The sequence below is a fragment of the Photorhabdus sp. P32 genome, from assembly GCF_038085095.1.
GTDB classification, from domain to species: Bacteria; Pseudomonadota; Gammaproteobacteria; order Enterobacterales; family Enterobacteriaceae; genus Photorhabdus; species Photorhabdus luminescens.
The window spans coordinates 36635-48319 of record NZ_JAZGJN010000291.1 but is presented as its reverse complement, the minus strand read 5'-3'; the positions used below and the strand labels follow the sequence as shown (position 1 = coordinate 48319).

Here is an 11685-nt window from a genome sequence, read left to right as displayed (position 1 = left end):
CTACTCTACCAACCACATGAAGCAGCGACAAGGCACACAAGCACCTGCTTCAATAAAAAAGTGGCTACGTTATTCATATCAACAGCGCGATATTCTACGTTACTTCTCCCAAACGGAGCAGAAAAAAACTGCATAAAAATGGGTTAATTTTACCAATTGCTCCATAACGAAATGCAAGAACCACCTAATTTTGCATAATTCAACATTAATGGTGCTACTGGATGATACCACTGGCGCCGTACCGGCTAAGTCCGCGGCTGCTTTTTGACCAATAGCCATTCCGGTAATCTCACATCAAATTCATGCCTATAAACTCATACCTCTGCTCGCCATTACCAACACTTAATCACAAGTACGCAGTCTGTGTAGTGAGCAAATTAATGATGTAATAAACTACGAATAAAATACAATACTTTCTGCTAAAAAATAATAAAAAACAGAATTTTCTGAAATAGAACGCCATATGCAACTAAGCTGGAATATGACAATGAGATTACAGATAAAAATGCGGATAAATTCTGTTTTATAATCCACCAACACTTTATTTTTTCTTATCTACCTTATGTAAATTACTCATTTTTATCTATCCTTATTTAATGACAAAATCGATTACAGAGAACGGAACAATAATGAAAGCCCTGCTACTCAAACAACAACAGAACCAATTATCAGCGTCCATAGAACAAGTTGATGCTTCTCATCTTCCCGTGGGAGACGTTACCGTCGATATTCACTGGTCAACTCTCAACTATAAAGACGCATTAGCAATCACAGGCAAAGGGAAAATTATCCGCCAATTCCCGATGATACCGGGTATTGATTTCTCTGGCATTGTACACAGTACCGAAGATCCCCGTTTTCATATCGGTCAACATGTATTATTAACCGGCTGGGGTGTAGGAGAAAATCATTGGGGTGGACTGGCAGAACAAGCCAGAGTTTCAGGCGAGTGGTTGACACCTTTACCTGCCGGTCTGGATAGCAGACAAGCCATGATCATTGGTACTGCTGGTTTTACCGCAATGCTGTGCGTTATCGCCCTGGAACAAGGCGGCGTTAAGCCAGAAAGTGGCGATGTTATTGTGACAGGCGCCAGTGGTGGTGTAGGGAGTACAGCGATAGCACTACTCTCACAACTTGGCTATTCCGTTGTTGCCGTTAGCGGTAGACAAGAAAATCATGAATATTTGTTATCCCTGGGGGCAAAAAAAGTTTTGCCACGCCATGAATTTAGCCAACCACCTCGTCCACTGGAAAAACAACTTTGGGCCGGAGCTATTGACACTGTAGGCGATAATGTACTGGCAACAATACTGGCTCAAACTCACTATAACGGCACTGTTGCAGCCTGCGGCCTCGCCGGTAATGCAAATCTGCCAACCACAGTGATGCCATTTATTTTACGTAACATACGTCTGCAAGGCGTAGAGTCCGTCACGGTTCCATCAGCCAAACGACCTGCCGTGTGGCAACGCCTGCAAGAGCTGTTACCCGCTTCTTTTTATCGGCAGGCAACAACTGAGATAACACTGGAGCAAACAGTGGAATATGCTAATAAATTGATAGCTAACCAGGTTACAGGACGTACTTTAGTAAGAGTTCGTTAAGAATTGTGATTAGCCTCTAAAGTAGAGTGGTTTTATTCTTGACATTTTTTCTGATAAGACCAGTATTTAGCTGCTAAATGCTACGATATGATTATAATGTCGCGCTTTATCGTGGAAATAAACTGAGTAGCTGTTACAAAAAGATGACAAATCGTTAATATCGGATTATGTTGGGGCATTGTTGACAAATCGCCGGAGATACCAGCACAATGGCAGACAAGTTTCACATTTTACTCCTTAACGGCCCTAACCTGAATATGTTAGGAACCCGGGAGCCTGATATCTATGGCAACTTAACACTTGATGATATCGTCAGCAAATTGTCTGAAGAAGCCCACCAATTAGGGGTCAAATTCAGTCACCTGCAATCTAACGCAGAATTTGAGCTGATAAATAGAATTCATTCTGCACAGGGCAACATTGATTTTATCTTGATTAACCCTGCTGCATTCACGCATACCAGCGTGGCGCTGCGTGATGCATTGTTGACAGTAAAGATCCCATTTATTGAGATCCACCTCTCCAATGTTCACGCGCGCGAGCCATTTCGTCATCACTCATATCTTTCAGATATTGCCGTTGGCGTAATCTGCGGTTTAGGGGGAGATGGCTATAGCTTTGCATTACAGGCAGCGGTAAACCGCTTGTCAAAACTCAACTAAATAAAACAGAAGAGTACGGAATCACACTCATGGATATTCGTAAGATAAAAAAACTGATCGAGCTGGTTGAAGAATCTGGCATTTCTGAACTGGAAATTTCTGAAGGGGAAGAGTCAGTGCGCATCAGCCGCGCATTAGCCCCCCAGAGTTTTCCGGCAGCTCAACAATATATTCCCGTCCAAGCACAACAACCTGCACTGTCTAACGCTGTTGCGCTTTCTCAGGCTCTGCCAGAAACAATCAGCGACAGATCGGCTGCAATCGACGGTCACGTCGTTCGTTCTCCAATGGTAGGCACCTTCTATCGTACACCTAGCCCAGATGCAAAACCGTTTATCGAAATCGGCCAACGCGTCAATGTGGGTGATACCCTTTGCATCGTTGAAGCAATGAAAATGATGAATCAGATCGAAGCCGACAAAGCAGGTGTGGTTAAAGCGATTCTTGTGGAAAGCGGTCAACCCGTTGAATTTGACGAGCCGTTGGTCGTCATCGAATAACGAGGCGTTCCCATGCTTGATAAAATTGTAATTGCTAACCGTGGTGAAATTGCCCTGCGTATCCTGCGAGCTTGTAAAGAATTGGGGATCAAAACCGTTGCGGTACATTCCTCTGCGGATCGTGACTTAAAACATGTACTGCTGGCAGACGAAACTATCTGTATAGGCCCGGCAGCTTCTGCAAAAAGCTATCTGAATATCCCGGCGATTATTTCTGCGGCAGAAATCACCGGCGCAGTAGCCATTCACCCTGGCTATGGTTTTCTGTCTGAAAATGCAGATTTTGCTGAACAGGTTGAGCGTTCCGGCTTTATTTTTATCGGTCCAAAAGCAGAAACGATCCGCCTGATGGGTGATAAAGTTTCTGCTATCAATGCGATGAAAAAAGCAGGCGTTCCTTGTGTACCTGGCTCTGATGGCCCATTGTCTGATGACACAGAGAAAAACAAAGCCTTCGCTAAACGCATCGGCTATCCTGTCATCATCAAAGCATCCGGCGGCGGCGGCGGTCGCGGTATGCGCGTCGTTCGCAGTGATAAAGATTTGGAACAATCAATCAATATGACCCGTGCGGAAGCAAAAGCTGCTTTCAATAACGATATGGTTTATATGGAAAAATTCCTTGAGAATCCACGTCATATTGAAATCCAGGTACTGGCTGACGGTCAAGGTCAAGCAATTTATCTGGCTGAACGTGATTGCTCCATGCAACGCCGTCACCAGAAAGTTGTCGAAGAAGCCCCTGCGCCAGGTATCACGCCAGAAATGCGTCGCAGTATTGGTGAACGCTGTGCTAACGCATGTATCGAAATTGGCTATCGTGGCGCCGGTACTTTCGAATTCCTGTATGAAAACGGCGAATTCTATTTCATTGAGATGAACACCCGTATTCAGGTTGAACATCCAGTTACAGAAATGATTACCGGTGTTGACCTGATTAAAGAGCAGTTGCGGATCGCCGCAGGTATGCCACTTTCCATTAAACAGAAAGATGTTGTTATTCGTGGTCATGCGATTGAATGTCGTATCAACGCCGAAGATCCGAACACGTTTCTGCCAAGCCCAGGTAAAATTACCCGCTTCCACTCACCAGGTGGATTTGGTGTACGTTGGGAATCGCATATTTATGCTGGCTATACCGTACCTCCTTACTATGATTCAATGATTGGTAAGCTGATTACTTACGGTGAAAATCGTGACAATGCTATTGCCCGTATGAAAAATGCATTGGCAGAATTGATCATTGATGGCATCAAGACAAATATCGAGCTTCAACAGACGATTATGAATGATGAAAACTTTCAGAATGGTGGCACTAATATCCACTATCTGGAGAAAAAACTGGGATTACAGGAAACTTAAAACTGGTTTATACCCTATGGATTTCAAGATGCGTCGCGACGGCAAGGGAGCGAATCCCCGGGAGCATAGCGAACTATGTGACCGGGGTGAGTGAGTGCAGCCAACAAAGAGGCAACTTGAAAGATGACGGGTATAATAACATCAGCATGCTTTAAGGAGCGTCTAAACGCTCCTTTTCATCTATTTCACATTCACACAGGCAAATATTGCTGGACAATTTCACGACCTATTTCAATTGAAGCAGTCGCTGCTGGTGAAGGCGCATTACAAACGTGTAATGAGCGTATACCCGTCACGATATGAAAATCATCAACCAGCTTACCATCGGCAGTCAGCGCTTGAGCACGTACACCCGCGGGACCGGGAACAATATCCTCGGCATTAAGTGTAGGCATCAAACAACGAGCATTGGTAACAAACCGTTTTTTACACAATGAACGGTACATCTCCGCCATTCCTTCACTAAAATAGGTACGCGCAATTTTCCAAAAACCACGATAGCTCAATATTTCTCTCAGATCTGTCAGATCAATATCGGTTTTTCTGTAACCTTCGCGCTTAAATGCCAGTACCGCATTCGGACCAATATCGCGTTTACCGTTATACATGCGAGTAAAATGCACACCAAGGAAAGGAAAATCTGGATTAGGTACTGGATAGATCAAATGGTTGACCAAGTAATTTTTTTCACTATTCAACACATAATATTCACCACGGAAGGGAATAATCTTCATACCAATATCATAGCCAGACAAACGAGCAATACGATCACTATGCAATCCAGCGCAGTTAATCAACCATTTTGCCTGATAACTATTCTGTGGCGTAACAACTTCTACTCTGCCACTATTCTCTCTAATGGCAGTAACCATTTGACCATAAACTAAGGTAGCGCCACGCTGCTGGATAATTTCCGCCAGTTTATCTGCTACTTCTTTATAGTTCACAATACCAGCATCGGGAACAAGTAATGCCTCCAATCCATTAACGTGCGGCTCACGCTCCTTAAGTTGCAAATGGTTTAGACGGCTAACTTCCAGACCATTTTGCAATCCACGCTGATAGAGATTTTCCAATAATGGTAATTCTTTTGGTTGTGTAGCAACAACGACTTTGCCACAACGATCATAGTACAAACCATGCTGGCGACAAAAAGAGAACATGGTTTTATTACCGCGCGTCGCCAAGCGGGCCTTCAAACTGCCAGGTTTATAATAAATGCCTGAATGTACTACATTGCTATTGTGACCGCTTTGATGGCTGGCTGGTGTATTCTCTTTATCCAACATCAATATCTTGATACTCGGCTGAGCTTCCTGCAATGCATTAGCAACACCAAGCCCAACAATACCAATACCGACAATAATATAATCATACATACCTTATTCCCTATTATTGATTCAGATACCGAGCAGCCCATTTTTCTAGATTTTTGCCAATGAGTAAAACTACACTAATACTAATGTCACTATTGGTAAAATGTTTTACCGATATTTCCAATTTTTTCCTCAATAGCAAATATGATAACCAATAAATAAGGTTTTATAATTCCGCCACACATGGTTATATTCAACTCATTGTTATACATAGGGTTGTTGGTAGATAAGGTGTAGCACCATTTTGGAAAGTTATTTATCAGATAAATTATTGTCGGAAATAATTTAATTTCATTGTATTTCATATTGCTTTTCACAGTATTAGCCACCAATAAATAAACAACCTAAATTTGTCTATAACATTACCAATCATCTTGTGGGAAAAATATGATGAAAATGCGATCAACATATTCCCAAAATGCATTTCCTTATATGGGTTATGCTACAAGAATACGAGATAATCTATTCATGTAGAAAAGTTTTTAAGCAAAACTAAAATGACTTACTTCGTATCACATTTTTCCTGAATAAATTCGCATCTTGCCGTACAATCCTTCCCTTCCCATCCTAATTTATCTAATTACCGGAAGAACGAATGGACAGACGATTTGTTCAATCCCATAAAGAAGCGCTTTGGGCTGTGTTGTTAACGCTTGCTTACCTTATTGGCTGGCTATTGACAGCCTATTTACCCAGTGATGCTCCCGGTGTCACTGGCTTACCTCGCTGGTTTGAAATGGCATGTTTATTACTACCAATTGTATTCATCATCCTCTGCTGGTTAATGGTGAAGTTTATTTTCAAAGAAGTCCCGCTGGAGGATGAGAATGCAAAGTGAAGTTATCTTACCTCTACTTGGCTATCTAGCACTGGTATTTCTGCTGTCAGTTTACGCCTATCGACGCCACCAAAAAGGCGCTTTCCTAACTGAGTATTTCCTTGGCAACCGTTCAATGGGCGGTTTTGTATTGGCAATGACCATTACTGCCACCTATATCAGCGCCAGCTCATTCATCGGCGGACCAGGAGCAGCCTACAAATATGGTCTGGGATGGGTATTACTATCACTGATTCAATTGCCGGCAATATGGCTTTCTCTGGGTGTGCTAGGTAAAAAATTCGCCATTCTCGCCCGCCGCTATAATGCCGTTACGCTTAATGACATGTTGTATGCCCGTTATGGCAGTCGTTTTCTGGTTTGGTTTGCCAGCCTAAGTCTTTTAGTCGCTTTTATTGGCGCGATGACCGTTCAGTTTATTGGCGGCGCACGCCTGCTGGAAACTGCTGCGGGTATCCCTTATGGCACTGGATTAATGATTTTCGGTATCTCTATCGCTCTCTATACCGCATTTGGGGGCTTCAGAGCGAGTGTCCTCAATGATGCCCTACAAGGGCTGGTCATGTTGTTAGGCACTGTTCTGTTGCTGGTAGCGATTATCTATAAGGCCGGGGGTCTGTCGGAAGCGGTTGCCACATTACGAACAATTAATCCTGAGCTGGTTTCCCCACAAGGCGCAGACCACATCCTCAGCGGACCTTTCATGGCATCGTTCTGGATACTGGTCTGTTTTGGCGTCATTGGCTTACCTCATACCGCCGTTCGTTGCATCTCCTACCGCGATAGCAAAGCTGTTCACCGTGGGATCATCATCGGCACCATCGTCATGACGATCCTGATGTTTGGTATGCACTTAGCAGGAGCGCTTGGTCGAGCGATTATTCCTGATCTGACCATTCCCGATCAGGTGATCCCAACATTGATGATCACCGTATTGCCGCCATTGGCTGCTGGAATTTTTCTAGCCGCACCAATGGCCGCCATTATGTCCACAATTAATGCGCAACTGCTGCAATCTTCTGCAACCATCGTCAAGGATCTCTACCTAAACTTGTTTCCACAACAAATCGTACAGGAAAAAAGACTCGCCCGAATTTCCAGTTTTTCTACCCTGATTCTTGGTTTGTTGCTACTTTTAGCCGCCTGGCGCCCACCTGAGATGATTATCTGGCTGAATCTACTGGCCTTCGGCGGTTTACAGGCCGTATTCCTCTGGCCCTTAGTATTGGGCCTATATTGGGAAAAAGCCAATGCCTATGGCGCTATCAGTTCGATGATTACAGGGGCAACAAGCTACACTCTACTCGCTAGTTTCAATATCCATCTATTGGGCTTCCATCCAATCGCGCCATCATTGCTACTTAGCCTGCTGGCTTTCTGGATAGGCAATACCATCGGTCAGCGATTACCGCCAAAAGCAGTCAGACCACACTAAGTTGGTCACTTTTAATCTATATTTTAATAAGGAGAATTTTTTATGCCTTGGATACAACTTCGATTAAATACTACAGGACAGCTCGCTGAATCCCTTGGAGATACTCTAATGGAAAATGGAGCAGTATCAGTCACCTTTCAAGACAGCCACGATAACCCGGTATTCGAACCCCTGCCAGGCGAGACTCGTTTATGGGGAGATACAGATGTCATCGGCCTTTATGATGCTGAAACGGATATGAAAGCCGTCATCAACCAGCTCGAACAAGTTCCTGAGTTGGGTGAAGGATTTATTCATAAAATTGAGCAATTGGAAGACAAAGATTGGGAACGTGAATGGATGGATAACTTCCACCCAATGCGTTTTGGCAACCGCTTGTGGATCTGTCCAAGCTGGCGCGACGTTCCTGATCCAGATGCTGTCAACGTTATGCTGGACCCGGGACTGGCTTTTGGTACAGGTACTCACCCGACCACATCGTTATGCCTGCAATGGTTAGACAGTCTCAATCTGGAAGGTAAGACAGTTATCGATTTTGGTTGCGGTTCCGGCATACTGGCAATTGCCGCGCTAAAACTCGGTGCAACGCACGCTATTGGCATAGATATCGACCCACAAGCTATTCAAGCCAGCCGAGACAACGCAGAACGTAACGGCGTTCTGGAGCGTTTAACGCTATATTTGGCGAAAGATGCGCCAAACGATCTTGAATCTGATGTAGTAATTGCTAATATTTTGGCAGGCCCTCTGCGTGAACTCGCTCCTGTAATTGGCGCATTACCAAAACCGGGCGGCCTGTTAGGTCTATCGGGTATTTTAACAAATCAGGCAGAAAGTGTTATTCAGGCTTATACTGATAAATTCGTCATCGATCCTGTCGCGGAGCATGAAGAATGGTGTCGGATATCTGGGGTAAAAATAACAACAAATTAAAATTATTTTATTTTGTTATAATTGCAAGAGTGAATTTTGATCGCTTATTGATGGTAATCCGTGCTATCAGCAAACTTGCTGATAGAAAAATCCTAAGTGACAAACTTTACCAATAACATATAACACCATGTTATTTATGAATAATTATATTTACCACAGAAGAAAAGCTGGAAAAAAGTTGTAACAAATGACGATTTGCTCAAAGTTTGGCCTTTCATATTTTGCGAAAAATGCGTAATATACGCGCCCTTGCAGTCACAGTATGGCCACTCTTTCTTCGTCTATTATGCGTATCGGACAATACCAGCTGAAAAACTGTCTTATTGCGGCCCCAATGGCTGGCATAACTGACCGCCCGTTTCGGTCGCTATGTTACAAAATGGGTGCCGGTATGACAGTATCGGAAATGCTATCTTCCAACCCACAGGTCTGGAGGACAGACAAATCCCGGCTACGTATGGTTCACAGTGACGAACCGGGAATTCGTTCCGTGCAAATTGCTGGCAGTGATCCCGATGAAATGGCAGCAGCAGCGAAGATCAACGTCGCTAACGGTGCTCAGATCATTGATATCAACATGGGGTGTCCAGCCAAGAAAGTGAATCGTAAGCTAGCAGGTTCGGCTTTACTACGTTACCCAGAATTGGTGGAGAAAATTCTTTCTACCGTTGTAAACGCAGTAGATGTTCCTGTTACGCTGAAAATCCGCACTGGATGGTCGCCAGAAGAACGAAACTGTGTAAAGATTGCCCAATTGGCCGAGCATTGTGGTATTCAAGCTCTGACGATCCACGGCAGGACTCGTGCCTGCTTATTTAACGGAGAGGCAGAGTACGACAATATTCGGACAGTTAAGCAGACTGTTGCCATTCCGGTTATTGCCAATGGTGACATTACTGACCCGCTTAAGGCCAGAGCAGTGCTTGAATACACCGGGGCTGATGCCCTGATGATAGGCCGCGCTGCTCAGGGAAGACCCTGGATCTTCCGGGAAATCCAGCACTATCTGGCAACAGGGGAATTGCTGTCACCGATGCCGATTGGCGAAGTGCAGCATTTAATGAACGAGCATATACGGGAATTGCACGACTTTTATGGTCCAGGCAAGGGAGCCCGTATTGCACGTAAGCATGTATCCTGGTATCTCCGGGAACATGCTCCTGATGACCAGTTCCGGCGCACATTCAACACCATAGAGGATGCCAGCGAACAGCTGGAGGTGTTGGGGGCATATTTCGAAAATTTTGCGTAATATAAAGAAAAGAGCTGACAGAACTATGTTCGAACAACGCGTAAATTCTGACGTACTAACCGTTGCTACTGTAAATTCACAAGATCAGGTAACCCAAAAACCTTTACGTGATTCAGTTAAACAAGCACTGAAGAACTATTTTGCTCAATTAAACGGTCAAGATGTTAATGATCTGTATGAGCTGGTATTGGCTGAAGTGGAACAGCCATTGTTGGACATGGTGATGCAATACACCCGTGGCAACCAAACACGTGCTGCCCTGATGATGGGCATCAACCGTGGCACACTGCGTAAGAAATTGAAAAAATATGGCATGAACTAATCACTAAAGTTAGTTCATTAAAAAAGGCGCTGTACCTCTTGGTAAAGTGCCTTTTTTGCCAAACCAAAAATATCTACGAACCTGACATGGTAACGTCTACGCTATTTCGTTCCCAAAAACCCACATTATCTGCATTAAATCTCTCTTTTACCTTGATTGATTTACCATAATTCCAAATCTTCCCAATGTCAGGTTATTCCATAACTGATAGGTTATTTTCAGCTCTCATGAATATGAAATAATTGGTTACAGCCAATAATAAGATAAAACAACCACAACATATCAAGACAACACCAAGATGTTGGTTCCAACCTGCTAGCGCCAAACCTCCACCTAACATCAAATAATATAGCAAGCCCAATAATGCTCCTGCGGTTCCCAATCTATCCGTATAATCAGTCAATGCAGAAGCCAAGATGTTAGGAATTGCAATTCCGTAGGCCACAACAATCAAAATCATAGGCAAAATAAACAACCCGGTATCTTCCAGAACCATTATCAATCCGCCTCCTATCAGGACAATGATAGAAGCAAACAACACTAAGTTTGATGAACTCCATTGTTTGTTCAGCAAGAGTCTATTCAGCCACGCGCCAATGCCTACACCCAATGCCAAAAATAATCCCGTGTAGCCAAATATCTCAGGAGAGAACCCTAACCGCTCAAAATTAAATGGAGCTAATTGGTAATAACTGAACAAACATAGATTAAAAAGGGCTATCAACAACGCATTACACCAAATTGCGACATCCTTAAGCATCATCATTAAAGTACCTATTAGCGGTATTGTTACCATTGACGCAGGGCGAGTTTCAGGCAGACAAATAGCAGACCAACCTGATAGTAATACCGCAAGTAAGGACAAGCCGGAAAAGACGCCTTTATACCCCCAGAAGTACACCAAAATAGAACCACTTATCATGCCAATTGCTGGGCTTGCAGCCAAGGCGACTCCCATAATAGAAAATACCCGAGCTAATTCACTTCTCTGGTAAGAGTCTCTCAGCATGGTTTGCGTTCCTACCGAACCCACTGCGGCCCCAAATGCAGATAACATTCTAGCAGCCAGTAACAACTCAAACTGACGACCTAGTAATGCCATTAACGAAGCGCCGCTATAGAGTAACAATCCACTTAATATAGTTGGCCGTCTGCCTATGAGATCACATAGACGCCCCCAAACAACCACTCCGATAGCAAAAGCGAAAAAATATAAAGATAAAGTTTGAGCGGCTTGCTCGGCACTCACTTTAAATTCCTTTGCGATATTGGTTAATGCCGGGCTATAGATGGTTTCTACAATTTGTGGAAACATCATCAGCGCTGTTGCCAGCGTAAGTCCAAGTTTACGTTGCATTGTGTTTTTCTTAATCAATTAAACAATAAAACGTAAATTAG

At 43.8% G+C, this 11685-nt stretch carries 11 protein-coding genes; 9 read left to right on the top strand and 2 right to left on the bottom strand.

Features of this window, described 5'->3' with window-relative positions; genetic code table 11:
* Nucleotides 1–629 precede the first annotated feature (629 nt).
* The 4 genes from acuI (at nucleotide 630) to accC (ending at nucleotide 4131) form a co-directional block, all read left to right on the top strand.
* Entirely contained in the window at nucleotides 630–1607 is a 978-nt protein-coding gene (gene acuI / locus V2H77_RS20870) for an acrylyl-CoA reductase (NADPH) (protein WP_341500341.1), read from the top strand.
* A gap of 209 nt (nucleotides 1608–1816) precedes the next feature.
* Nucleotides 1817–2269: a type II 3-dehydroquinate dehydratase gene (gene aroQ / locus V2H77_RS20865; RefSeq protein WP_265380112.1), complete on the top strand. Its 453-nt coding sequence runs from the start codon at nucleotides 1817–1819 to the stop codon at nucleotides 2267–2269.
* Nucleotides 2270–2298: 29 nt separating this feature from the next.
* Nucleotides 2299–2769 (top strand): acetyl-CoA carboxylase biotin carboxyl carrier protein, encoded by a 471-nt coding sequence (gene accB, locus V2H77_RS20860; RefSeq protein ID WP_265513344.1) that lies wholly within the window; start codon nucleotides 2299–2301, stop codon nucleotides 2767–2769.
* A gap of 12 nt (nucleotides 2770–2781) precedes the next feature.
* A complete protein-coding gene (gene accC / locus V2H77_RS20855) occupies nucleotides 2782–4131 on the top strand; it encodes an acetyl-CoA carboxylase biotin carboxylase subunit (RefSeq protein WP_265380114.1) in 1350 nt (449 codons plus the stop codon).
* Between the two features lie 191 nt (nucleotides 4132–4322).
* On the opposite strand, the gene lhgO is transcribed toward accC, so the two are convergent.
* Nucleotides 4323–5510: an L-2-hydroxyglutarate oxidase gene (gene lhgO, locus V2H77_RS20850; protein WP_341500340.1), complete on the bottom strand. Its 1188-nt coding sequence runs from the start codon at nucleotides 5508–5510 to the stop codon at nucleotides 4323–4325.
* A 592-nt stretch (nucleotides 5511–6102) separates the two neighbouring features.
* Here lhgO and V2H77_RS20845 point away from each other — a divergent pair.
* The 5 genes from V2H77_RS20845 to fis all read left to right on the top strand — a co-directional run bounded on the left by V2H77_RS20845 (nucleotide 6103) and on the right by fis (nucleotide 10287).
* The gene (locus tag V2H77_RS20845) at nucleotides 6103–6345 is read left to right on the top strand and encodes a YhdT family protein (RefSeq protein WP_262980428.1); all 243 of its coding nucleotides are present in this window, start codon (nucleotides 6103–6105) and stop codon (nucleotides 6343–6345) included.
* A complete protein-coding gene (gene panF / locus V2H77_RS20840; RefSeq protein WP_341500339.1) occupies nucleotides 6335–7780 on the top strand; it encodes a sodium/pantothenate symporter in 1446 nt (481 codons plus the stop codon). Before V2H77_RS20845 ends, panF begins: the two co-directional genes overlap by 11 nt.
* A gap of 42 nt (nucleotides 7781–7822) precedes the next feature.
* Nucleotides 7823–8713, top strand: coding sequence for a 50S ribosomal protein L11 methyltransferase (gene prmA / locus V2H77_RS20835; protein ID WP_265380118.1), 891 nt, complete (start codon nucleotides 7823–7825; stop codon nucleotides 8711–8713).
* 286 nt (nucleotides 8714–8999) lie between these two features.
* On the top strand, nucleotides 9000–9965 hold the full coding sequence (gene dusB / locus V2H77_RS20830) for a tRNA dihydrouridine synthase DusB (RefSeq protein ID WP_088373878.1): 966 nt from the start codon (nucleotides 9000–9002) through the stop codon (nucleotides 9963–9965).
* Nucleotides 9966–9990: 25 nt separating this feature from the next.
* The gene (gene fis, locus V2H77_RS20825; protein ID WP_010847912.1) at nucleotides 9991–10287 is read left to right on the top strand and encodes a DNA-binding transcriptional regulator Fis; all 297 of its coding nucleotides are present in this window, start codon (nucleotides 9991–9993) and stop codon (nucleotides 10285–10287) included.
* A 193-nt stretch (nucleotides 10288–10480) separates the two neighbouring features.
* Here fis and V2H77_RS20820 read toward each other — a convergent pair whose 3' ends face one another.
* Nucleotides 10481–11644: a Bcr/CflA family efflux MFS transporter gene (locus V2H77_RS20820; protein ID WP_341500338.1), complete on the bottom strand. Its 1164-nt coding sequence runs from the start codon at nucleotides 11642–11644 to the stop codon at nucleotides 10481–10483.
* Nucleotides 11645–11685 lie beyond the last annotated feature (41 nt).